Annotated in this window: 23 protein-coding genes and 3 pseudogenes; 22 read left to right on the top strand and 4 right to left on the bottom strand. The window is 70.0% G+C overall.

Annotated elements, in window-relative coordinates:
- The first annotated feature begins 97 nt into the window (after positions 1–97).
- The 6 genes from ABD361_RS17170 (at position 98) to ABD361_RS17145 (ending at position 4,075) form a co-directional block, all read left to right on the top strand.
- Positions 98–430, top strand: coding sequence for a hypothetical protein (locus ABD361_RS17170; protein ID WP_344436196.1), 333 nt, complete (start codon positions 98–100; stop codon positions 428–430).
- 112 nt (positions 431–542) lie between these two features.
- Positions 543–1,889 carry an MFS transporter gene (locus ABD361_RS17165; RefSeq protein WP_344436195.1) on the top strand — a complete coding sequence of 449 codons (1,347 nt, stop codon included), beginning with the start codon at positions 543–545 and terminating at the stop codon, positions 1,887–1,889.
- A complete protein-coding gene (locus ABD361_RS17160; protein ID WP_344436194.1) occupies positions 1,886–2,362 on the top strand; it encodes a hypothetical protein in 477 nt (158 codons plus the stop codon). Before ABD361_RS17165 ends, ABD361_RS17160 begins: the two co-directional genes overlap by 4 nt.
- A 20-nt stretch (positions 2,363–2,382) precedes the next feature.
- Positions 2,383–2,889, top strand: coding sequence for an HIT family protein (locus ABD361_RS17155; protein ID WP_344436193.1), 507 nt, complete (start codon positions 2,383–2,385; stop codon positions 2,887–2,889).
- Positions 2,890–2,894: 5 nt separating this feature from the next.
- A complete protein-coding gene (locus tag ABD361_RS17150; protein ID WP_344436210.1) occupies positions 2,895–3,536 on the top strand; it encodes an HAD family hydrolase in 642 nt (213 codons plus the stop codon).
- A 2-nt stretch (positions 3,537–3,538) separates the two neighbouring features.
- Positions 3,539–4,075: an AAA family ATPase gene (locus tag ABD361_RS17145; RefSeq protein ID WP_344436192.1), complete on the top strand. Its 537-nt coding sequence runs from the start codon at positions 3,539–3,541 to the stop codon at positions 4,073–4,075.
- Positions 4,076–4,453: 378 nt separating this feature from the next.
- On the opposite strand, the pseudogene ABD361_RS17140 reads toward ABD361_RS17145, so the two are convergent.
- The 3 genes and pseudogenes from ABD361_RS17140 to ABD361_RS17130 all read right to left on the bottom strand — a co-directional run.
- Positions 4,454–5,091 (bottom strand): annotated as a pseudogene (locus ABD361_RS17140) (SDR family oxidoreductase); the annotation flags it as partial.
- 531 nt (positions 5,092–5,622) lie between these two features.
- Positions 5,623–6,501 carry a phosphotransferase enzyme family protein gene (locus ABD361_RS17135; RefSeq protein WP_344436191.1) on the bottom strand — a complete coding sequence of 293 codons (879 nt, stop codon included), beginning with the start codon at positions 6,499–6,501 and terminating at the stop codon, positions 5,623–5,625.
- Positions 6,498–7,844 carry a helix-turn-helix domain-containing protein gene (locus ABD361_RS17130; protein WP_344436190.1) on the bottom strand — a complete coding sequence of 449 codons (1,347 nt, stop codon included), beginning with the start codon at positions 7,842–7,844 and terminating at the stop codon, positions 6,498–6,500. Before ABD361_RS17130 ends, ABD361_RS17135 begins: the two co-directional genes overlap by 4 nt.
- Positions 7,845–8,169: 325 nt before the next feature.
- Here ABD361_RS17130 and ABD361_RS17125 point away from each other — a divergent pair, with 325 nt between their 5' ends.
- The 6 genes and pseudogenes from ABD361_RS17125 (at position 8,170) to fxlM (ending at position 12,029) form a co-directional block, all read left to right on the top strand.
- Entirely contained in the window at positions 8,170–8,715 is a 546-nt protein-coding gene (locus ABD361_RS17125) for an ATP-binding protein (RefSeq protein ID WP_344436189.1), read from the top strand.
- A complete protein-coding gene (locus ABD361_RS17120; protein ID WP_344436188.1) occupies positions 8,712–9,149 on the top strand; it encodes a DUF6415 family natural product biosynthesis protein in 438 nt (145 codons plus the stop codon). The genes ABD361_RS17125 and ABD361_RS17120 overlap by 4 nt, the downstream gene beginning before the upstream one ends.
- Positions 9,149–9,565 (top strand): annotated as a pseudogene (locus tag ABD361_RS17115) (DUF6302 family protein); the annotation flags it as partial. The gene ABD361_RS17120 and the pseudogene ABD361_RS17115, both read left to right, overlap by 1 nt.
- A 69-nt stretch (positions 9,566–9,634) precedes the next feature.
- Positions 9,635–9,835 carry a DUF5999 family protein gene (locus ABD361_RS17110; protein ID WP_344436209.1) on the top strand — a complete coding sequence of 67 codons (201 nt, stop codon included), beginning with the start codon at positions 9,635–9,637 and terminating at the stop codon, positions 9,833–9,835.
- Positions 9,832–10,470: a hypothetical protein gene (locus tag ABD361_RS17105; RefSeq protein WP_344436187.1), complete on the top strand. Its 639-nt coding sequence runs from the start codon at positions 9,832–9,834 to the stop codon at positions 10,468–10,470. The genes ABD361_RS17110 and ABD361_RS17105 overlap by 4 nt, the downstream gene beginning before the upstream one ends.
- Before the next feature lie 340 nt (positions 10,471–10,810).
- Positions 10,811–12,029 (top strand): annotated as a pseudogene (gene fxlM, locus ABD361_RS17100) (methyltransferase, FxLD system).
- A 112-nt stretch (positions 12,030–12,141) separates the two neighbouring features.
- On the opposite strand, the gene ABD361_RS17095 reads toward fxlM, so the two are convergent.
- A complete protein-coding gene (locus ABD361_RS17095) occupies positions 12,142–13,509 on the bottom strand; it encodes a helix-turn-helix domain-containing protein (RefSeq protein WP_344436186.1) in 1,368 nt (455 codons plus the stop codon).
- 271 nt (positions 13,510–13,780) lie between these two features.
- Here ABD361_RS17095 and ABD361_RS17090 point away from each other — a divergent pair, with 271 nt between their 5' ends.
- From ABD361_RS17090 to ABD361_RS17045, 10 genes are all read left to right on the top strand, one after another.
- Positions 13,781–14,191 carry a 6-pyruvoyl trahydropterin synthase family protein gene (locus ABD361_RS17090; RefSeq protein ID WP_344436185.1) on the top strand — a complete coding sequence of 137 codons (411 nt, stop codon included), beginning with the start codon at positions 13,781–13,783 and terminating at the stop codon, positions 14,189–14,191.
- A complete protein-coding gene (locus ABD361_RS17085; protein WP_344436184.1) occupies positions 14,188–14,934 on the top strand; it encodes a 7-carboxy-7-deazaguanine synthase QueE in 747 nt (248 codons plus the stop codon). The genes ABD361_RS17090 and ABD361_RS17085 overlap by 4 nt, the downstream gene beginning before the upstream one ends.
- A 52-nt stretch (positions 14,935–14,986) precedes the next feature.
- The gene (folE, locus tag ABD361_RS17080; protein ID WP_344436182.1) at positions 14,987–15,610 is read left to right on the top strand and encodes a GTP cyclohydrolase I; all 624 of its coding nucleotides are present in this window, start codon (positions 14,987–14,989) and stop codon (positions 15,608–15,610) included.
- Positions 15,611–15,661: 51 nt separating this feature from the next.
- Positions 15,662–16,180 (top strand): phosphoribosyltransferase, encoded by a 519-nt coding sequence (locus ABD361_RS17075; protein WP_344436181.1) that lies wholly within the window; start codon positions 15,662–15,664, stop codon positions 16,178–16,180.
- The gene (locus ABD361_RS17070; protein WP_344436180.1) at positions 16,170–16,988 is read left to right on the top strand and encodes a class I SAM-dependent methyltransferase; all 819 of its coding nucleotides are present in this window, start codon (positions 16,170–16,172) and stop codon (positions 16,986–16,988) included. Before ABD361_RS17075 ends, ABD361_RS17070 begins: the two co-directional genes overlap by 11 nt.
- Positions 16,985–17,707, top strand: coding sequence for a dTMP kinase (locus tag ABD361_RS17065; RefSeq protein ID WP_344436179.1), 723 nt, complete (start codon positions 16,985–16,987; stop codon positions 17,705–17,707). The genes ABD361_RS17070 and ABD361_RS17065 overlap by 4 nt, the downstream gene beginning before the upstream one ends.
- Entirely contained in the window at positions 17,697–18,731 is a 1,035-nt protein-coding gene (locus ABD361_RS17060; protein ID WP_344436178.1) for a radical SAM protein, read from the top strand. The genes ABD361_RS17065 and ABD361_RS17060 overlap by 11 nt, the downstream gene beginning before the upstream one ends.
- Positions 18,728–19,840, top strand: coding sequence for a DegT/DnrJ/EryC1/StrS family aminotransferase (locus ABD361_RS17055; protein ID WP_344436176.1), 1,113 nt, complete (start codon positions 18,728–18,730; stop codon positions 19,838–19,840). The genes ABD361_RS17060 and ABD361_RS17055 overlap by 4 nt, the downstream gene beginning before the upstream one ends.
- Before the next feature lie 79 nt (positions 19,841–19,919).
- Positions 19,920–20,690, top strand: a complete 771-nt coding sequence (locus ABD361_RS17050; RefSeq protein ID WP_344436175.1) for a dTMP kinase — start codon at positions 19,920–19,922, stop codon at positions 20,688–20,690.
- A complete protein-coding gene (locus ABD361_RS17045; protein ID WP_344436174.1) occupies positions 20,687–21,457 on the top strand; it encodes an HAD family hydrolase in 771 nt (256 codons plus the stop codon). The genes ABD361_RS17050 and ABD361_RS17045 overlap by 4 nt, the downstream gene beginning before the upstream one ends.
- The last annotated feature ends 26 nt before the right edge of the window (positions 21,458–21,483 follow it).

Genomic DNA, 21,483 nt, shown 5'->3' with positions numbered 1-21,483 from the left:
GGTCTCAACCGCCATCACGCCCATCCGCCCCCGCGGCCCCCGCCAGCGCCGCTAACACCCTGCTCAAGGACACAGATTGCTTCACACGACATGTCTCATGAGACACACTCAGCGCGAAGATCACTTCGTGCCGGGGCTGGTCCGGGATTTCTCCGCCGAGCGTCTGACCCTGATCGCGCCTCGGGAGGACTCCTGGGCCGTCGTCGGCCCCGACGGGGACGTCGAGGAAGCCGGCTCGCGGCCGGTGTGGGACGAGGTGTGTGAGGTCTACGCGCGCTGGGAGCGGGCCGGCCGCCCGGAGGAGTACCGGCTGGAGCTCGCCTGCGATGGCCGGCAGTACATCACCGCCGGCACAGGCAGGGACGTGCTCGCGTGGGAGCTGCCCACGCCGTCTGGGTCCATCAACGAGGGTGAGGGAGCGCGCGGGTGAGTGGCACGGACAGCGACGGGTCGCAAGACGGCCAGCCCGGCGAGTACCGCGACATGTTCACTCTTCAGGCCTCTGCCTACCAGGCAGCGGGCGCGCCGGGAGAGGGGACTGGGTGACGACCCTCCCGGCCACGCCCCCGGGCGGGTGGCGGGCCCGCGCCAGCGCTGCTGCGGCTCCCTGGCGCTACCACGATTTCCGGATCTTCCTGACCGCGCGGGTGCTCTCGGCGGCCGGGTCCGCCATCGCGCCGCTCGCCTTGTCCTTCGCCGCCCTGGACATCGGTGGCACGGCGGCCGCGCTGGGCTGGGTCCTGGCGGCCGGGTGCCTGCCGCAGCTCCTGGTCGCGCTGATCGGCGGCATCGCCACCGACCGCTACCCGCGCGCCCGGATCCTGCCAGGTGGGAACCTCGCCCTCGCGGCCCTGCAAACCGTCGCCACCGTGCTGCTCCTGACCAATCACGCCAGTGTCCCCGCCCTTGCCGGGCTATCGGCGGCGAGCGGGACGGTCACCGCGTTCTTCGAGCCCGCCACGAAGAAGACCTTGCCCTCCCTGGTGGCGCCCGGACTGCTGCAGCAGGCGAACGCACTCGCCCAGACAGCGTTCAACGGCATCAAGATCCTCGTCCCCGTCATCGGCGGCCCGCTCATCGCGCTCACCGGACCCGGCTACGCGGTGGCGTTCGACGCGTTGACCTTCCTCGCCGCCGCCATGCTCCTGGCCCGGCTGCCCGAGACCTCGACGCCGGCCAGGGCCGAACCGGGCACGGCGTGGGAGGAGTTCAGGGACGGATGGCGGGCGTTCCGGGCGCACGGGTGGCTGATGCTGTGGTCACTGCAGGGCTGCGTCACCGTGCCGCTATGGCTCGTCGGCTATGTCCTCCTCGGCCCCGCCTACGCCAAGGCCCGCCTCGGTGGGGCAGCCGGGTACGGGCTGATGGCCGCCGGGTGGACCGCCGGGCTCGTGCTCGGTGCGCTCGCCTGCATGGTGTGGTCCCCGCGCCGGCTCTGCCCGGTCGCCGCGGCCGTCTCGGCGGCCATGGCCCTGCCGATGGCCGCCATGGCCGCCACCGCCCCCCTGCCTGTCCTCCTCGCTGTGATCGTCATCGCCGGCGCCGCCCTGAACCTCTCCGCCGTCTCGTTCAACACCCTGCTCCCCCGCGTCATCGAGGAGCACCGCCTCGGCCGCGTCCTGTCCCTGAACACGGCCGTCCAGCTGGTCTTCCTGCCACCCGCCTACCTCCTGGCCGGCCAGGCCGCGGCCCGGTTCGGGCTGACCGCCACATTCGCCGTGATCGCGATGGTCCTGCTGCTGTGCGCCGTACTACCGCCCTGCCGCGCGGACTTCCGCGCGCTCACGCTCGTCCCCGTCCCACCCTGCCCCAAGGAGATTGCTGTGCCACACCCTTCGCTGCCCCCCGGCACCACGAGGCCGAGTCCGGTCCCCGGGGAGGAAGCGTGAAGACCGCAGCCGTCGAGCGGGTGGGCAGCCGCAACAGCACCATGGCCCGCTGGCAGACCGACTGGTGCGTCGAGCTGCTGTCCAAGGCCCACCCCGACCTCCGCTTCGAGATCACCACGATGGCCTCGCAGGGCGACTGCTACCACGGCCCCCTGTCCCGCATCGGCGGGAAGGGCGCCTTCGTCAACGTCCGGGACCTGGACGAGCCCGCGTACGTGCGGCTGATGCTCTTCGTCCGTCGCACGGCCCTGGAAACGGTCTGCCGGCCGGAGCGGACGTACGTCTACTCACTGGGCAGCCAACAGAGCAACGCCCACCTTCACTGGCACATCGCAGGACTCCCACCAGGCGTCCCCTACGAGGAGCAGCAGTTCCATGCCCTCATGGCCGAAAACGGCGTGATCAACGCGCCAACGGAGGACATGGCCGCCCTGTCCGTACGGCTGCGCCAAGCCCTGGCCGTCAAGCCGTGAACCACACGAAAGGAACGACGTTGACCACAGCGGAGACCACCAGCTGGCGCAGCGACCGGATCGGCAGTGCGCTGCGGGGTGAGAACCCCACAGTGCTGCGGCGCCTGGAGGCCGGCTTCGCGGTGATCGGGGACACGCAGTTCCTCCCTGGCTACTCGGTCCTTCTCATCGACGACCCTGGCGTGCAGCGCCTCACCGACCTTCCGAGGCAACGCCGTCTGACGTTCTTGGAGGGCATGGACCGCCTCGGTGAAGCCGTGGAGCTTGCCTGCCGCAGCGCCGATGCGGCGTTCCGCCGGGTGAACCTGGAGATTCTCGGAAACGCGGACCCCTACCTGCACGCCCACATCTGGCCGCGGTACGACTGGGAGCCCGCCGACCTCATCCACCGGCCCGTATGGCTGTACCCGCATGAGCGCTGGACGGACCAGCAGCATGCTCTTGGTCCGCAGCACGAAGCTCTGCGGTGCGCTATCGGGACGGAACTCGACCGCCTGGCCGGTACGACGAGCGAGGTGGGCCGGTGACCGTGATGAAGGTGGGCCTGTTCGACCTCGACGACAGCCTTGTGGACCGTGCCGGCACGTACGCGAGATGGGCGTCGGAGTTCTCCAGGGAACACCGGGTGCCGCTCGGCTGGCTGCTGGAGACGGATCCGGCGTACTCCTCCCGCAGGCTCGCTTTCTTCCAGCTGGTGAAGGACACGTTCGATGTGCCCGGCACCGTCGACGAGCTGCACGTCCAGTACCGGCGCCGCATGCCGCAGCTCATCCAACCCGACCCCCAGGTGCGTACGGCGCTCGGCGAGCTGCGCAGGGCCGGGTGGCGGCTCGGCGTCGTGACCAACGGGACGGCCGACAACCAGACGGCCAAGCTCCGCCGGGCGGCCCTGTCCGATCTGGTGGACACCGTCGTGATCTCTGAGAGCGCCGGTGTGCGCAAGCCGGACCCGCGGATCTTCCACCTTGCCCTCGCGGCTCTCGGCGCCGAGCCGAGCCCGCGGGCCGTCATGGTCGGCGACTCCCTCGCGGCAGACGTGGGCGGGGCACTGGCAGCCGGGCTGTCGGCCATATGGATCTCCCACAACCGCCCCCTGCCAGGGGACGGACCGCAGCCGCACCGGACCGCCGCCACCATCTGCGACGCCCTCGAACTGATGCTCAAGGAGAGCTGACCATGAAAGGCTGTACGGGCACAGCGGACACCCGGCTGATGGTGCTGCGCGGCAACTCCGGCTCGGGCAAGACCACCACCGCCCGCGCCGTCCGCGAGCGCTACGGCAGCGGTCTGGCGATCGTGAGCCAGGACACGGTCCGCCGGGAGATCCTGTATGAGGCACACGGACCTGTAAGGGCCACGCCCGGGCTGATCGACGTCATCACCCGCCAGTGCCTGGACGAAGGCTTCCACGTGATCCTCGAAGGGATCTTCTCCGCCGGCCGGTGGGGCGAACTCCTCCACCGGCTGGCCGCCGACCACCGTGGGACGAGCAGGTTCTTCTACTTCGACCTACCCTTCGACGAGACGCTACGCCGGCACGCCACGCGGCCGGAAGCCTCGGAGTTCGGCGAGAGCAAGATGCGGGAGTGGTACGGGCCCGCTGATCTCCTCGACGGCATGGACGAGACGCTGATCAAGCAGGGCAGCACATTGGAGGAGACCGTCCGCACCGTCATGGCCGAGGCCGGGCTGGAACCGCAGCCTGCCCAGTGAACCGCAGACCTCGGCTGTTTCGCGGCTGACGGCGGTGTTGTCCAGGTCCAGCAGGAGCAGGCGTTGCGGTGGTGCGGGGCGGCGGGGGTGGTCGGCGGCATGTCCCGTCGGTGAATGCACGAGGGGACCATAGCGACTGGTGGTCACTTCCGCGGCCGGCTCAGGGGATGAGGTCAAGTCGTGTGACTGGTCCACTGGCGCGGCGCAGAACTGGCGAGCCCCGCGCAGCGTGGTGGTCAGCTTCTGTTGGGTCGCCCGGCTGTCGAGGCGCACGTCGAGGGCGCCGGGCAGTGCGCTGTGGGCACGCAGGCCGGTGGGCAGCCGGGAGGCGTCGAGCCCGTCGCGTCTGGCGATGAGGACGCCGAGCTCGTGACGGCTCAGAGCGTCGGACCCTGCAAGGTGGTGGATGCCGGTGGCGTGGAGCGACGCGAGTTCCAGAAGGGCGGCGGCCAGGTCGGCGACGTGCACGGGGCAGCGGATGTCGTCGGTGAACAGCGCGCCGGTGCGAGTGCCCGAGGCGAGTTCGTGGACGGCGCGTTCGTGTTCGGACTGTCCGTAGCCGATGATCAGTGAGGTACGGGCGACTGCGGCCGTCGGATGCACGGCGAGGACACCGGTCTCCGCCGCCGCTTTGGCCGCCCCGTACGGGTGAGGGGGTCTGGGCGGCAGCTTTCGTCGTAGTGGGAGCGGGCTCCGGAGAAGACGGCATCGGTGGATACGTGGATCAGTGGGGTCCCGTACTTGGCTACGGTCATTGCGAGCCGGATAGGGCCTTCCGCCGTGACCGCCCAGTCCGCCCCGCCGCTTGACGCGTTGATGACGAGGTGTGGGCGCACCTCGGCCATAACGGCGTCTATTTGTCCCGGATCGCGCAGGTCGAGGGTGTGCCACATGGCTTGGGAATTCTTCCCCGGTTTGGTGGCGTATGTCGCGACTGTCATGTACCCAGCCCCTGTGGCCTGCTGAACCAGCTCGGTGCCCAGAAAGCCGCTGCCGCCGATGACCAGAGTCGTCATGTACCACCACAGTAGACGGTTCCGGTGCGTAACCGGCGGAGGTTCGGTCCTACTGGCCGGATCCCTCCATCTGGTAGGCGGCCCCAGCACTTGACGGGGAAGGCAGCGGCCCGACATCCGAGTGCCCACCACACGGTCGTGCGTACGCGCTCCCCCGTTGCCGCCGCACCCGGCGGAGCGGAGTGATCAGGCGCGGGCAGTAGCCCGCTGCCCGCCTGACGAGAGCGCCGTGCACCGGCGGCCGACGACGGATCCGGCAGACTGACGGCGAAGGTGCGCAGCGTCGTCGGCTGCTGGGCGGAAGGCTCCCACATCCGACACCATCTACAATCGCCCACACCGCGGCGGCACCCGCGACCTGCTCCAGCAGGTGCCGCTGTACGGTGGGCCTGCTCGTGCCGTCGTTGCGAGTGCCCGCGAGAGCCCGGCTGACTGACCCTCGCCCGGCTGGAACACTCCAGAAACGGGCCGGCCGCAAGGACTCGCTCCAAGCGTCGGCCAAGGCACCCCTTGCTCACCCGGCCCTTCGTGTCAAAAGATGTCCCACCTCGCGGTGTGGTGTCCGGCGCGAAGGGTGGCAAGTCGGTGTTCGAGCTGCGCCGTGGCGTTCACGTCCCCCGCTTCTGCACGCCTGATGAAGGACCCGAGGGTGTGGAAGTCCCGGATGGCGATGAGGATGCGGCTGCCTGGCCAGGCAGCCAGGTCGTAACCGTAGGCATGTGTGAACACGTCGACCAGCTGCTGCGGCCGGCCAAACCTGACCGCGCCATGGTGGGTGTTGGCCAGGTCGAGCTCCCTGGGACCGATGGCTGCCTCGTCCCAGTCCCCGAGCCGGACGGTGGAGCCGTCCCAGAGGGTGTTGCCGGGGTAGGCGTCGCCGTGGATGAGTCCGAGACCGAGGGGGAAGGACAGGCGCTGGTATGCGTCGAGAAGGTTCTCGGTGGTCTGGCTCAGCCAGGTCTGTATCTCGGAGGACAGGTGCCGACTGTGCTCGAGGGTAGTGCGGAGTGAGGCGAGCGGTCGGTAGTGCGGGAGGGCGAGGGGTGGGCAGGGCAGTTCGTGGAGCCTGCGGAGAAGGCGGCCGAGGTGATCTGGTGTCGGCTGCGCGCGTTCGCTTTGTGGGTAGTGTCGCCAGAGAGTGATCACGTGGTTCTGGTGCCTGACCGGTTGGTTCAGGCCCAGCGGTTCGGTCGCGGGGTACCCCTGCCGGGTGAGCCAGCGTGTCAGGACAATGCTGTTGGCGATCGCCTCGTACTTGGCGAGGGGGCTGACTCGGACGATCGCTTGTTCGCACGGCAGGTGGTAGACGGAGGTCGCGTGCGCGCGCAGCGGCGCGAGACCGCGCAGGTTCAGGCCCAGCGTGTCGCAGACGGCGCGGACAGCGTCTTCGGGGCGTGTGGTAGTCGTCATCGCGAGGACGGTACAGGGGCTGCATTGCCGGCGACCGCATATCCGCGCGTCAGTTCGGTCAGCTCCTGGGCTGTTCGGTTCTTCGCGAGGGCTGGTTGATGCAGCACCGCTTCTACCCGGCGAAGGCCATTCTCAAGCTGACGGATGCGCAGTGCCGGGGGGAGGCTCAGGATGCGGTGCAGGAGTTCTCCTGCTGTGTCGAAGTCGCCGAGTGCCAGGCGTGCGGTGATGACGTCGATGAGGGCCAGCGCCTCATCTCCGTAGGAGCGTTCGGCCGGCGGTCCGGACGCGTACCGGATCAGGGCGTCGGAGGCATGTTCCTCGGCTCGGCTGTGTTCGCCGAGGAGGCTGTAGACGGAGCCGGCGTAGTACTCCTGCTTGGCGCGCGGGAAGGTCAGGATGCCGCCGAGCTCGCTGAGCTCGTCCTCGACCGGGGTTTCCGCCTGGGCGTCTTGCATGCGCCGCAGGGCGTGCAGTGCGCGGGTGCGGTCGCCGAGGCGGGCTGCGGTGCGGGCCTCGATGGCGGCGATGCGGATGCGGGATTCTCCAGGCGGAGCAAGGGCGGCAGCTTCAGCGGTGAAGGTGAGGGCACGTTGCTGGCGGGGAGACCACTCGGCCACTAGGGCGTAGGTGCCGCGGATCCAAGCCTTGAGGCCGGTGTGGTCTACCTGTCTGGCGCATGACCATGCGGCGTGAAGCTGCGCCAGGGCGGACTTCTCGTCGCCGAGGTTCTGGGACGCGTGGGCGAGAAGCAGGCAGGTTGCTCCCGTCAGAACGAAGAGCGTGGCCCGCTGAGACGGGCGTTGTTGGCCCTGCACGAGCTTGAACGCCCTGTCCCGGACCTTGAGGAGGTCGTTGAACAGGGGGAGGACGGGGGCATGGACGTAATCGACGGCGATGCGGCTGAGCTCCATCAGCAGGTATTGGAGCTCGTCGTCGGTGACGCTACCGGGGGTGATCGCCTGTACGAATGCGAGGGACTCGGCTGCCGCGCTGGCGGTGAGATCGCCGGCGTCCGGGGCAGGGTTTCGTGTGGCGGGCGTCGGTGACGGCCTGGGGTCCCGCGGAACAGACTCGGAGGAGGCGCAGGCCGGCAGTGGCGACAGGGCGGGTGGGACACCGAGATCGCGGAGAAGAGTGCGCATTTTTTCAACATCGGTGACACGCCGCATACCGCGCTCTAATTGAGACAGAAAGCCCTGATTGATCCCAAGGAGGGCGGCAAGGTCGCTTTGACGCCACCCCATATGTTCGCGGATCAGGCGACAAAGGGTGCCGAATTCCAGATTGGCGAGCGCCTGCTGGACGTCTGGCTGCTGCCAGACCGCGGGTGACGGCGTCAAGCTCTCCGTCTGCGTGTGCGGCGCAGCCTTGCGGCGGCTGCACGGCCCGCACAGGTGGCGATCGACGTTGTACCGGCTGAGAGGGGTGTTGCACCTTTGACACCGTCGCGTTGCGTCCATACGCATCTCCCCGCCTGGCCTCTAGCTGGCACCGTCTCCCGGGCCGACGCGGCCCGGCTTTCGCCCCTGCAATATTGCGATTGCCATACCGTATTGCACATTCGAATGTGCGCAACGCCCCCCGGCATAGCGAAAGTTGGCGAGCGGGCTTCCTCGGAGGCCAGAGCTCCGCGACCCATGAGGGGGTACGGTGTACAGGCGTTGTTTGATCACCAAGAGCCCCAGCGGCGCGAAGGCATTGAATGTCGGCGTCAGCGACTCGATGACCCGCCCGGTCGCCTCGGCATCTTCTCCCCTGGTTCCCCGTCCGAGAGACCAGGACCTCATGGTGGTCTCCTTCAGAGTCGAAGCGCGACACGGGTCTGCTCCCCTCCCCGAGCGCGACGCCCTGTGCGTTTCTCGCATGCGACGGCTGACCAAGGCGCGCCTTCGGTACTGCGGTCTGCCCTGGCTGGCCGACGATGTCGAGCTCCTTGTATCGGAGCTGGTCACCAACGCGATCACGCACAGTCACGGCACCGAGATCACCATGTCGCTCCTGCTGGCCAACGGCACCTTGCGGCTGGAAGTCCGTGACCAGAGCACCCGCCACCCGCAGATTCAGAACCCTGATGATGACGAGGAGAGCGGTCGGGGGCTCAAGCTCGTGGAGTGGATCACCAAGGACCACTACGGCTCGTGGGGTGTCAGCCCGGACGGGACCAGCACCTGGTGCACGCTCACCACGGCCTCGGATGGGAGGTCGCGATGACCACCACAATTGCCCGCGCCCAGCGACAGGCCGCAGGACAGCCCCCCAGCCGGTGGATGCCGCCGACTACGGAGAACGCAAGGCGGCTCCTGGCGGCGCTCCAGAGCTGGCAGCCGCTCAACGTGGACGCCGTCTTCGATGACCTGAACGCCATCCTGGGGGACCAGGCGCCGGCCGTCGACGAGGTCGATGAGCTGGCAGATCGGCTACGAGGCCACCTCATGCAGCTCGTCAACATTGCGCTGGCCAACGCCCAGAGCGAGGTTGCCCTCGCCAGCGCTCACGGCGCCGTCGAACAAGGCCGTGTGGTGGGTTCCGAAGAGCTCCCGGGCGACTACCGGAAGGCGCTTGGACTGCTGCGCAGGCTGGCCTTGGCCACCGAGGCCCTCGTGGAGCTCTTGATCAGCGCGAAGTGGATCAAGGACGCTGACTGATGGCCGCCATCACATACCCGCCGCTGCCGGTCGGCATCTTGTCGGCGGACACCGCGTACGACTACGACTTCTACCGCGAGAGGCTCGCTGATCTGGCGCTTCTGGAGATGAGCGTCGCCATCCGCATCTTCCGCGCGCCCCTACTCGCGGTTCCCGCGGGCGGTCAGCGCCGAGGCGGCTTCTTCTCCGTGCCGAGCGTGAACACCGGGCTGGCCGTGCGAGACGTCCTCGAAGGCCGGCCGGGCTTCCCGGCGCTGCGCCTTCGGTGGTCGCCGCACCGCGACACCTGCCACGTGGTCGAGTGGGGCGCCGTGCCCCCGGAGTGGGACGACGCCGCCCGCGGCCGCTTCTACGGCTACCGGCAGGACGCGATAGCCGCATTCCTCACCTCATCCACCCCATCAGCCTCCTATTCGGCGGCTCAGCCCGAACTCCGGTGTGGCTGCGCAGCTGTCGAAGAGGAGCCCTACCCCGAGAGGACGACCATGTGCCAGCACGATCCCCCCTGCCCCTCCGCCGAGGCCAGCGACCGCGAGGCGGCCAAGGCCGTCAGCCAGGCTCTCGTGCAGGGATGGACCGTGTTGTGCACCGGCGTCGTCTCCTTCGACGACACCGGTGAGCTGCTCCCCGACGGGCGGATCATCGCCCCGCACCGCGCCATCATCGCGACCGGAGTCGCTGCATGAACACTGCGTCGAGGCGTCCGGTCCCGTACATCACGGCGTGGAGTGCAGAGCAGCCCATCCGCGCGGCCATCATCGCCAACCCCCGCAAGCCCGGAATTGCCTACCTCCACGAGACCCCGCACGACCGCGACACGTTCGGGGTGCTGTGGGGGACCTACGGCATCGGCCGGGGCAAGGGCCGGCCCTTGCTGGGTACCGTCCACCCGCAGCGGCAGCGCCGCGCCATGGGCAGCCTGTTGTGTCAGGTCTGCGCCGGCCCTGCTGATCGGATTGAGCAGGGCGTGCTGTGGCTGCTCGACGGAGACGTCCCCGAGAGGGAGGGTGAAATCACGCCGCACCCTCCGGTCTGCTTGCACTGCGCCCTCCTGGCTGTCCGGTTCTGCCCTGAGCTTCGCCGCGGCTACACGGCCGTGCGGGTGAAGACGCCCACCATCGACGGCGTCCTCGGAATGACCTACCGCCCTGCCTTTCCCCAGCCTGTCGCACACGTGACGGAGCTCGTGCAGTACACGAACCCGGCCAGCAGATGGGTGCTCGCCAGCCAGCTCGTCGCCACGCTGCGCGGCTGTACGACCGTGAGCCTCGATGATCTTGCTGCTGACCATGGCAGACGACGCGCCGCCCTGACGAGATGACCACCGCCGCTGGGGGCTCGCACCCCCGACGTTCCCCCAGCGGCTTCTTGGCCGGGTCCGTCGTTGGCATAGGACCCCGGCCCCGGGGGAGCGGCGCATCGCGAGCGGCGCTCCCCCGGCCCTAAAGCCGTAGATGCGTACGAAGAACGAGCCACCTCGGCGTGCACCGTCGCGATGGTCAACTGCGATCGCTAGCGTCCCCCACATGACTACCGCGAATGCCTAATCGGCCGCCCAGCAGCAGTAGTTGAGCGAGAGGATGACCGCGCGGTACCAGGCGACCGGCCGCCTCCCGAGCACTGTCCCCGCTGCCCCATCGCAGTACAGGAAGGATCCCTACATGATCGACGCGACTGCCGATGCTGACCGCGCCGTCGAACTGCGCGATGCCGTCGTCGACCAGCTCGTCGCGGACGGCGAGATTGTCTCCAAGGACGTCGAAGCCGCCATGCGCAAAGTGCCGCGGCACCACTTCACCGGAGACGCACCCCTGGACGAGGCATACGACCCGTACACAGCCGTCATCATGAAGGAAGACGGCGGGGCTCATCTCAGCTCGGTGTCGGCACCACAGATCCAGGCGCTGATGCTGGAGCAAGCCAAGATCGCTCCCGGCATGCGGGTCCTGGAGATCGGCTCGGGCGGGCTCAACGCGGCGTATCTCGCCGAGCTGGTCGGCCCGAACGGGTGTGTGACGACGGTCGATATCGACCCGGAAATCACCGAGCGCGCCAGCCGTCTCCTGGCCGAGAACGGCTACGAGCAGGTCAAGGTGGTCACGGCCGATGCCGCCGAGCCGATCGCGGAGCTGGGCGAGGTGGACGTCGTCATGGTCACCGCAGGCGCCTGGGACATTCCCCCCGCCTGGATCGAGCAGCTCACCCCAGGTGGCCGGCTCGTGGTGCCGCTGCGCATGCGGGGGCTGACCCGGTCGGTCGCCTTCACCCGCGTCGGAGACCACTTGGAGAGCGACTCGGCGAGGATCTGCGGCTTCGTGGCGATGCAGGGTTCCACCGCGCACCAGGAGGAGCGGCTGCTCGTCACCGGCACGGAGGAGATCGTCCTGCACTTCGACGACGGGCTACCGGCTGACCCCAGCAAGCTCGACAACGCGGTGCGGCACGAGCGTGTGGAGCTGTGGACCGGAGTCACCGTCGGTCTCAGCGAGCTCATCGACACCCTCCAGATGCACCTGGCCATCACGCTGCCGGGCTTTTGCTCCATGTCGGTGAGCCCCGACCTGGACACGGGGATCGTCGCCCCGGCCAGGCGCTGGTCCCTCGCCGCCGTCGAGGACGACACCTTCGCCTACCTCACCACCCGCCGCACCGGGGACGACAAGCACGTCGAGTACGGGGTGCATGCCCTCGGCTCCCACGCCCGGGACTTCGCAGAGAAGATCGCCGGGCACCTGCGCGACTGGGCCCGCGAACGGCGCGGCGGCCCCGGCCCGGTCATCCGGGTCTACCCCGGCCGGCACCCCCGACGACCAGGTCCACGGCGACCGGGTCATCGACAAGGTCCACAGCCGGGTCACACTCTCCTGGCCCCCGGCCTAACCCGCCGGAGCCACCGGGTACTCGGCGGCCTTACCCCGGAGACGGTAGAGGAGGAGCCGAACCGATGACTGTCGATCTGACGTCGGAGCTGCGGTTTTTCGCACTGAAGTGGTCAGTTCAGTGCTCCGGTACGCGCCGCGAATTCCTTCAGACCGGGGAGAGTGGCCGGGGAGTACAGCAGGTCTGCGGTGAGTGCCTTGACCGAGGGGCGCCGGGCCTCCTCGGGGGCGTTGCGTTCGACGGCGCGCAGCGAGGTGAAGGTCTGGCGGTGGTCGCCGAGCTGGTGCCACATCCGGGCGGCGTCGGTGTGGAATCGGGCGCGGCGCTCGGCGGTGGGGAATGTGTTCGGGTTGATGCGGGTGACGACCGGGACTGCCTCGTCGGGGGTGCCGAGCTTGTTGAAGATGCTCAGGCGGAAGCTCTCGCACTGGGCGTGGGTGGCCTGGATGGTGGCGTTGTCCAGGTGTGGGCCGTAGGTGATGCGGCGTCCGATCTCCTGGGCCTCGTCGACCATGTTGAGTGCGGTGGTGCGGTCGCCGTAGTGGGCGCAGGTGTAGCCGGCGGTCAGGAGCATGGCGGCGCGTACGGCGCGTGCCTGGTCGGTGGGGTCGTCGGCCAGCTGCCGGCTGGTGTGGGTGAGGAGGTCGGCGGCTTGGCGGTGGCGGCCGGCGCGGCGCATGGCGATGGAGAGCATGCGGGTGGCTTCGCCGAGCGGTGTGGGTTGGCCGCAGGCACGGGCGGCGGTCAGGGCGCGGTCGGCTGCGACCCAGGTGGCTTCGGAGTGCTGTTTGCTGGCGAGTTCCCCGGCGAGGCTGTAGGCGTAGGCGGCCAGGGCGCTGGCGCGTTCGTGGGCGTGGCCGGTGAGGTGGTGGCGGGTGGCGTCGGCGGCGGCCAGGAGGAGGGGCAGCTCGCTGCTCAGGGTGTGGTAGCGGCTGTGGCGGAAGTCCGCCCGGGCCCGGTGCAGTGCCTGCTCGAGCTGGCGCAGGGATACCGGTTCGGTGGCGGGCAGGTTGAACAGGGCTGTCTCCAGCCGTGGGCCCGGGTCGGCCAGTCGGCGGTCGGCGGCAGTGGCTGGGGTGCTGGTGAGGATGGCGGCGCTGATTCCCGCCGCTTTGGTGAGAAAGCCCCTGCGCCGCACGGTGTCCTCCTGCTGGCTCTCGATGGTCCCCGTCGTCACGGTAGCCGTCGTGATGCCGCCGCATCCCAGGCTTTGCGCAGTCTGGGCCGGGTCTCGCTCCGGAGGGTGAGCGGCGGTGATCAGCTCATCGGGTGGGATGTCCAGGGCGGCGGCGATACGCAGCAGGGTTTCATCTGGCGGGATGATCTCTCCTGCTTCGACGCGGCAGACCCACGAGGTGGAGTAGCCGACGATCGCGGCGAGCTGCGATTGGGTCATCTTCGGCCGCCGGGCACCGCGGCCGCCCCGGATGAGTGCACCGAGGTCGGGGTGGGACGGAGCATGCGCGGCGGGGACGCTCACGGTACCTCCTCGCGGCGGGGGCGCGTCTACGGTAGCCGCGCCCTCCAGCCCTCGGCAGGGCACTTCAAAGAAGTTGCCGATCCTGCAAGAGAGTTGCAACCTTCGCAGCTAGCCCTTACCCGGCGTGGCCGGGCGCTGGAGGCTACGGGAGAGCTGTCGGCCACAGGCCGCCGGGGACCACCTTGCAGGCCGGCTTCAACCAACGCGAGACCAGCGGTTGCCGAGACCGCGAACCTTGCTCGTTCGCCCGTCGACCTCGAAGGAGATGTCCATGAACACCAGCGCTGTACCGGTGCCGTCCGGAACGTTCACCATCGGCAAGACCTTCACCTTTGAGGCCGGCCACCGGCTGCCCGGTCTGCCGCCCGAGCACAAATGCTCCCGTCAGCACGGGCACAGCTACGAGGTCGAGGTCATCGTGACCGCGTCCGCGCTGGAGGCCCCCGGCTTCGTCACCGACTTCGGGGCGCTCGCCCCCTTCAAGAGGTACCTGGACACCGAGCTCGACCACCGCAACCTGCACGAGGTCCTCCCCCTCGAGCCGACCTCCGAGCGCCTGGCGCAGTATCTGGCCGGCTGGTTCATCGAGAACCTCCAGCCCACGATCCCGGGCCGACTGGCCGCGGTCCGGGTTCGCGAGACCTCGCGCAGCTGGGCCCGGTTCGATGTGGAGGGGCAGTGACCGCGCCGCGCCCGGTTCCGGTCGCGCGGTCGACGAGCGATGGGGCGTTCTCGCTGATCGTCGCGGAGTGCTTCGGCATCGTGACGCCGACCTTTCAGGGCGAGGGGCCGAGCTGTGGGCATCCGGCCCTGTTCATCCGGTTGTCGCGGTGCAACCTGACCTGTACACGGTGCGACACGAAATACACCTGGGACTGGTCTCAGTACGACCCGGCCACGGAGTCGTCGCGCCGCTCCGTTACGGACCTGGTGGCCTGGGCCGCTTCCTCACCGGTGGAGCTGGTTGTGATCACCGGCGGCGAGCCGCTGATCCAGCAGCGCAAGCTGGTCCCCCTGGTGCAGGGACTTCTGGCCGCCGGGAAGCGGATCGAGTTCGAGACGAACGGCACCATCGCGCCCGAGCCGGCGCTGCTGGTCGACGGAGTCCGGTTCAACGTCTCCCCCAAGCTCGCCAGCTTCGGAGTGGAGGAGGCCAAGAGCATCGTGCCCGCGGCACTGGAGGTGTTCGCGGCATCCGGGCAGGCGGCGTTCAAGTTCGTCGCGTCCACCGTGGCCGACCTCGACCGGACCGCCGAGCTTGCCTCTGCCTATGGGCTCGCGCCGGTGTGGGTGATGCCGGAGGGCACCACGGCTGAGGCGATCACCGCAACCGCTCGGATCCTCGCGGAGGCGGTCGCGGCCCGGCACTGGCACTTCACCACCCGGCTCCACGTGCTGGCCTTCGGGGAGGCCCGAGGCCGCTGACCGCACGCACCACACCTGCCCGTTTCCCCATTGCCGGAAGCGAGAGAAGCCCATGACGACCTCTGCCAGCCCCACGGCGGCCTTGAACGCCGCCGGACCCGCGCCCGGCCGGCCCGTCGCGGCCATCGACACCGGCCGGGTCGCCGACCTGATCGCCCAGCTCCTGGTCGAGCTGGGCGAGGACCCGACCCGCGAAGGGCTGATCGGCACCCCGGACCGCGTCGCAGCCTGGTGGAGCGCCTTCCTGTCCCCGGCCGGCGCCGCGACGGCCACCTGCTTCACCGAGACCCTGGTCAGCGACCAGCTGGTCATCGTGGGCGGCATGAGCGTGTGGTCGCTGTGCGAGCACCACATGCTGCCCATGAACCTGCAGGTCACCGCGGCGTACGTAGCGGACGGCGAAGTGGTGGGCCTGTCGAAGTTCGGCCGGATCGCCCAGCACTTCGCCGGCCGGCTCCAGGTCCAGGAGCGTTTTACCCGCCAGGTCGCCGACTACCTCACGGGCGTGATCGGACGCGAGGACGTCGCCGTGGCCGTACAGGGTGTGCACCTGTGCATGAGCATGCGCGGCGTGCGCATGGAGGCCGCGCACACCACCACGGTGCACACCGGCGGCCGGTTCGGGAGCGACCCGGTGCTCTCCCAGCAGTTCCTCACCCTCGCTGCCAGCCCGTAGAACGTAGCCCGATACGCGGCCGATACGTAGGCCGAGAAGGAGGTGGAGCAGATGGCGACGTCGTCGACGCACGATGCTGACCGGTCCGCCCCTCTGCACCTGACGTGGGACGACATCGGCAGTGCAACACGGTCCATCGCCCAACAGGCGGTGGCTGCGGGGGCGCCGCAAGCCGTGGTGGGCATCGTGCGCGGGGGCATGATCCCGGCCGTGTGGATCGCCCACCAGCTCGAGATCCGCGATGTGCGGACCGTCGAGGTCACCCGCACCACCAGCGACGGCATCAACGCCGCCAAGGCCACCCCGACCGCCCGCAACCCCGCGTCCCTCGGAGACCTCACGGGCCTGGACGTGCTGCTCGTCGACGACATCGCCGGCAGCGGCGCGACTCTCGCCCACGCAGCCCGGATGATCCGCGGCCGTGGTCCTACCCGGGTGCGCACCGCGGTTCTCGCCGTGAACCGAGCCAACTGGCGGCAGGGATCCGGCCCCGGCCGCCGTATCGACTACATCGCATCGATGACGGACACCTGGGTCGTCTTCCCCTGGGAGGAGCAGCATGAGCGCTGAACTGGACGAGCAGTACCGCACCCGGCCGGGCACGCCGATGATCGGCCCCTACAGCACCAACCAGATGGACGACTTCTACGCCGCGCTTGCCCTCGGTGAGGCGAAGCCGTCCGGACTGATGAACCTGATGCAGCATCTCCTGGTCACCGAGCGGTGTGCGCCGGGTGCGAACGTGCTCGACGTGTGCTGCGGCCGCGGTCTGGCCCTGCCGCTGCTGCACCGGTACGCGCCGAACATCGCCCGCTACGTCGGTCTCGACATCAGCCCCGACAACCTCTCCGAAGCCCGTAGGAGGCTGACCGGGCTGTGCAAGGAGTACGGCAGCTTGTTCCCCGTCGACTTCGTCGAGTGCGACGTGGCCGCTCCGTGGCCGCAGCTGCCGCCCTTCGATGTCGCGATCTACACCTCGGCACTCGAACACCTGCCGTACGACCTCGGCGTGATGAGCCTGCATGCCACGGCGGCCGCGCTCGCCCCCGGGGGAGCGCTGTACCTGTCCACGCCGCAGGCATTCGGGCCACCGCCGCGCCCGCTGCAGTACAGGGTCCACGTGTACGAGTGGTCGCGCGAGGAGGTCACCAAGACAGTCGAGGCCGCCGGCCTGGTCGTGGAAGACGTGATGGGACTGCTGCCGCCCGGGCCGGAGCAAGTGGCCGCCGAGCTCACCCAGCGGTACGGCCCCGGTGCGGTCGACTGGTACCGGGACCTGGCCGCCCGGGTGCCGAAGGCGCTGCTGGACACGGTCTCGGCCGTCGCCGTGCCCGACCAGGCCACCGAGCTGCTGTTCGTGTGCCGGAGGCCGTCATGACCACCATCACTCTTCCCGGGCCCCGCCGGGCCGGGCCGGGACACAGCCGGCCGCTATGGGTGAGCGTGGAGGGCATCAACGGGGTCGGGAAGACCACCGGCGTCCGTGCGGCGGCCGCATCCCTCGGCGCGCGGTGTCTGCGGCTGGACGAGCTGACCGACCAGGCCGCCGACACCCTGCCCGGGCGGGTGATCGCCGCCCTCGCCTCGGGCGGGGACGTCTGTCTGCGGACCGGGCACCCGGTCGTGGAGACGCTGGCGCTGCTGGCGCTGAAGTTCCGTGAGGTAGAGCGCCTCACCCCCAGCCAGCTGGACGGCGTTGACGTGATCATCGAGGACCGCGGCGTGGACAGCGTGGCCGTATGCCAAGGGGCGATCCTGCACGCCGAACACCGGGCCACGCCCGCCCGGACGGTGGCTGAACAGATCCTGGCCACCGCCCGCCAGTGGCGGACGATGCCGGACGCCACACTCCTGTTGACCGGCGCCCGCGAGGTCTGTACGGCGCGGTTCGCCGCCCGGATCGGCCGCACCCTCCCGGCGAGCGCTGTGGAGGTGATCGAGCAGACCGACCAGCTCTACCGGGAGCTGGCCGCCGCCGAGCCGGACCGGTTCACCGTGATTGACGTGACCGGTTACGGCCTGGAGGAGACCGGCAAGGCCGTCGAGGCCGCCGTCCGCGCCCTTGTGGAGCACCGGGAGGTCAATCGTGCCTCGTGACATCACCCTGCTGTGGGCGCTGCGCTCCCCCTGCAGTTTCGGCTGCCCGCACTGCTACTTCGGGGAGCTGGAGGAGCACAAGCAGGCTCTCCCCCACGGCCCCGGAGTGCTGTCCCACATCCCCGTGCGCGACCTCGACCGCACCGTCATGGAGGTGTTCGCGCGGACCCTGCCCGGCTCGCCGGTCGAACGGGTCGTTCTCGCCGGCGGCGAGCCGCTGGACTGGCTGCCCACCCTCAGCCTGATCAAGACGATCAAGGAAGCTGGGTGCGAGGTCGTCGTCGCGACCAACGGTGTGCCGCTCACCCGGCCCGGCATGGCCCGCCGGCTCGTCGAGCTCGGCGTCGACGGGGTCTCGGTGTCCCTGGACAGCGCGGACGCGGCCACCAACGACCGGCTGCGGCCGTCCCGGTCCGGTCGGGTCGGCCACCGCGAGGTTCTGGCGGGCATCCGGGCCCTGCTGAGCGAGCGCGGCTCCGCGCCGGTGCCTCGCGTCGGCATCTACACCGTGGTCATGCGCGAGCGGCCCCAGGAGATCACCGACGTCGCCCGGCTCGCCTCCGACGTCGGCGTCGACTACTACGTCCCGCAGCCCATCTCCCTGCCCCCCGACCACAAGCTGTTCGCCGAACGGTGCCACACCCCCAAGGACGTCGCCGCGGTCGAAGACCAACTGCGCCGCCTCCAGGAGGACCCCCGCGGGCTCACCCTCCCCGGCCCCGCCTACATACGGCAGTTCCTCGCCTCGATCAGCACCCACGACAGCGGCCGGGTCGCGGACTGCTTCGGCGGGGCGCAGCTGTTCTTCATCCAGCCCGACGGCTCGCTGTGGGACTGCCCGTCCGACCGGCGGATCGCCGCCACCGCCCCCTCCGAGCAGCGCACCATCGTCGACGCCAATGCGAGGACCTTGTTCGAGGGGCGTCCGACGTGCACGGACTGCTCCCACTTCTCCAGGGACTGCGTGAACATGGGCCCACTCGTGCTCGATATGCCCCGCCTCCTCGCGCGGGAGGCAACGTGACCGACTTGCCGCCGCTCCCCGCAACGGAGGGCCTCGGCGAGGACATGCTGGCCGCGCTGGCCAGCATGCCCGACCCCACCGGTGCCGAGTTCGCCGCCCGCCTCGAGCACGACCTGACGCAGGCATTCACCAGCCGGCACGCGCTCGCGGTCTCCTCCGGCACGATGGCGCTGCACGTCGCCTTGTCCGCGGCCGGTATCGGACCCGGCGACGAGGTCCTGGTGCCAGCCCTGACCGTCATCATGACCGTCGCCCCGGTCGTCCAGCTCGGCGCCACCCCGGTGTTCATCGACAGCGACCCCGACACCCTCGACCTGGACTACGCCGACGCTGGCGCCAAGGTCACGGCTCGTACCAAGGCGATCATCCCGGTACACCTGTGGGGCAGGATGGGCGACCCCACCCGGTTGCAGGCGTTCGCGGCCGAGCAAGGGCTCACCGTCATCGAGGACGCCGCCCAGGCCGCCGGAACCTCGCGCGCCGGCATCACAGCCGGCACGGCCGGCGCAGCCGGATGCTTCAGCCTGAAGGACGGCAAGATCCTATGGAGCGGTGAGGGCGGCTTCATCCTGACCGACGACAACCACCTCGCCGCCCACGCCCGAGCCTTCCGCAGCCACTGGCTGCAACCCCCGCCCGGCAGCCACCCCCAGGAACGGATCGCCCTCAACGGGCGCCTGGCCGAACCCCTCGCCGCGCTCGCCCAGGCCAACCTGCGCAGGCTTCCCGCCCTGCTGGAACACCGCCGAGCCCAGACCACGCACCTGATCCACGCCCTGGAGGACACCCGCGGCATCACCCCCCTCCAGCCATCAACGAACGAGAGCTGGAACCACTACGCCCCGCTACTGCGCATCACCCTGCCGAACCCCCGGGCGTTCGCCGAACACCTCGCCCAGCAGGGAGTACCGAACTCCACCGGCAGCTTCAGGCTCGTGCCGTGCGACACCCGGCCCATGGTCACCAACCGGCACCGCACACCGTGCCGCGGCGCCGCCCAGATCCTCGACCGCACCCTCGCCCTCGTCCTCACCGAGCGCGAGGGCGAAGCCGCACTCGACCGCTACGCCGCCGTCATCTCCCGGGAGGCCGCCGCATGGACCACGTGACCCACGCCCCGCAGCCCGCGCCGACCGGGATGCTCCCTCCGGCGGGCCCCCGTCCTCGCCCCCGAACGGATGGTGTCGCATGACGATCACACCGGTACGCCAGTGCTGCACCCGCGGCCCACTGCTCTCCACCGACGGCGTGAGCGGAGTCGGCAAGACCTACCTGACCCACCGCGCCGTCGACCCCCTCGACGACAAGCCGCTGGTACTCGATGAGTTCTCCGAGTGGGCGAACGGGCGCCCGGGCCTGGGCGGAGCCCTGCTGCACGCGCTGTACGAGGCCAGCGCCGGGGACCCGTTCCTGCGCGGAGGCACACCGATGGCCGAGGCCCTGCTCCTGATGGCCATCAAGCGCCATGACCTGGACACCGTGATCCCCGCCCTGTCCAGCGGCCGTGCCGTCATCGAGGGCCGCAGCGTCGACACCACAGCCGTGTGCCAGGCACTGCTGCTGCACCCCGGCGACCCGGACGCCGCCCTTGCCACGGCCACCGAGCTCCTGGCGCTGGCGGCTTCCTTCCGACCGCTGCCGGATCTCACCATCCTCGTCACCGACGACACCGCCCAGGCCGTCGAACGCGCGCAGCGCCGCGACCGCCGCATCTTCACCAGCGAGGAGGCCGCGTTCATGCGGGAGGCATGCGCGCTCTACGAACGGCTCGCTGCCACCGACCAAGCCCGCTACCGGGTCCTGGACCGCCGCCGCACCGGCGAACACGAGGCGGCCGAACAGATCCGGGTGTGGATCCACGACGCCGGCATCAACCTGAGCTGCCTGTACGAGCCGTGGCAGGGTCCGCAGGCCCGGTGCATGTGCTGCGGACAGCTCGCGGACCCGGCGGCGGCATGACCCAGGCCGCCCACCCCTCGACCTGCCCGGCCCCGACTCCGGCGAGGAACTGCGCGCCCGCGATCCCCGAGGGCATCGAGGCCCTGATCCTCGACTTCGACGGAACCCTCGCCGACACGACGGACAGCCACGAACAGGCGCTGCGCGCGGCGCTGCACCCGTACGGCACCGGCCTGGACCACGACTGGTACCGCCGCCACGCCGGCCTGTCCATCCACGACCTGCTGACCGTCCTGCCCAGCGGCCGGGCGCTGCCCTACGAAGAGATCATCCGCGCCAGCCGCGCCCACCTGCTGGCCGCCGTGCACAGCATCAAGCCGATCCCGTGCGTCGTCTCCCTGCTGGACGCGGCGCGGTACGCTGGCCTGCCCTGCGCCGTGGCGTCGGGCGCCAGCGGACGGCTCGTCCACCCCGGGCTCGACGCCCTGCGGTTGACGCCCGCGTTCGCCGCCGTCGTCGTACGAGAGGACGTCGCGCACGGCAAGCCGTCACCGGACCTGTTCCTCGCGGCCGCGCGGCGCCTTGATGTCCCACCCGACCGCTGCCTTGCTGTCGACGACGCCCCCGACGGCGTCACCTCCGCCCGCGCAGCCGGCATGCACGTGATCACGGTGATCGACGGCCACCTGGCCCCTGCCGGCGAAAGAGCGGTCGCCGGACGGTCCGCAGCACAGGCCCCGTGGCCGAAGCCGGCCTGGGCCGCGGCTACACCGTACGTCGCCGCGCCGGCCGACGCGGCACCACGATCAGCAGATTCCGCCAGCTGACGGCTCGAGACCGTCGTATCAGGAGA

This window comes from Streptomyces luteosporeus (assembly GCF_039532865.1).
Classification (GTDB): Bacteria; Actinomycetota; Actinomycetes; order Streptomycetales; family Streptomycetaceae; genus Streptomyces; species Streptomyces luteosporeus.
The sequence above is the reverse complement of the archived record's forward strand: the minus strand, read 5'-3'. Positions and strand labels throughout refer to the sequence as shown.

What these genes read in the sequence shown, in the direction of transcription:
- ABD361_RS17170 (WP_344436196.1), top strand. Translation starts at nt 98, where the DNA reads ATGAGACACACTCAGCGCGAAGATCACTTCGTGCCGGGGCTGGTCCGG.
- ABD361_RS17150 (WP_344436210.1), top strand. Translation starts at nt 2,895, where the DNA reads ATGAAGGTGGGCCTGTTCGACCTCGACGACAGCCTTGTGGACCGTGCC.
- ABD361_RS17145 (WP_344436192.1), top strand. Translation starts at nt 3,539, where the DNA reads ATGAAAGGCTGTACGGGCACAGCGGACACCCGGCTGATGGTGCTGCGC.
- ABD361_RS17135 (WP_344436191.1), bottom strand. Translation starts at nt 6,501, where the DNA reads ATGACGACTACCACACGCCCCGAAGACGCTGTCCGCGCCGTCTGCGAC.
- ABD361_RS17120 (WP_344436188.1), top strand. Translation starts at nt 8,712, where the DNA reads ATGACCACCACAATTGCCCGCGCCCAGCGACAGGCCGCAGGACAGCCC.
- ABD361_RS17110 (WP_344436209.1), top strand. Translation starts at nt 9,635, where the DNA reads ATGTGCCAGCACGATCCCCCCTGCCCCTCCGCCGAGGCCAGCGACCGC.
- ABD361_RS17105 (WP_344436187.1), top strand. Translation starts at nt 9,832, where the DNA reads ATGAACACTGCGTCGAGGCGTCCGGTCCCGTACATCACGGCGTGGAGT.
- ABD361_RS17090 (WP_344436185.1), top strand. Translation starts at nt 13,781, where the DNA reads ATGAACACCAGCGCTGTACCGGTGCCGTCCGGAACGTTCACCATCGGC.
- folE (WP_344436182.1), top strand. Translation starts at nt 14,987, where the DNA reads ATGACGACCTCTGCCAGCCCCACGGCGGCCTTGAACGCCGCCGGACCC.
- ABD361_RS17075 (WP_344436181.1), top strand. Translation starts at nt 15,662, where the DNA reads ATGGCGACGTCGTCGACGCACGATGCTGACCGGTCCGCCCCTCTGCAC.
- ABD361_RS17070 (WP_344436180.1), top strand. Translation starts at nt 16,170, where the DNA reads ATGAGCGCTGAACTGGACGAGCAGTACCGCACCCGGCCGGGCACGCCG.
- ABD361_RS17065 (WP_344436179.1), top strand. Translation starts at nt 16,985, where the DNA reads ATGACCACCATCACTCTTCCCGGGCCCCGCCGGGCCGGGCCGGGACAC.
- ABD361_RS17050 (WP_344436175.1), top strand. Translation starts at nt 19,920, where the DNA reads ATGACGATCACACCGGTACGCCAGTGCTGCACCCGCGGCCCACTGCTC.
- ABD361_RS17045 (WP_344436174.1), top strand. Translation starts at nt 20,687, where the DNA reads ATGACCCAGGCCGCCCACCCCTCGACCTGCCCGGCCCCGACTCCGGCG.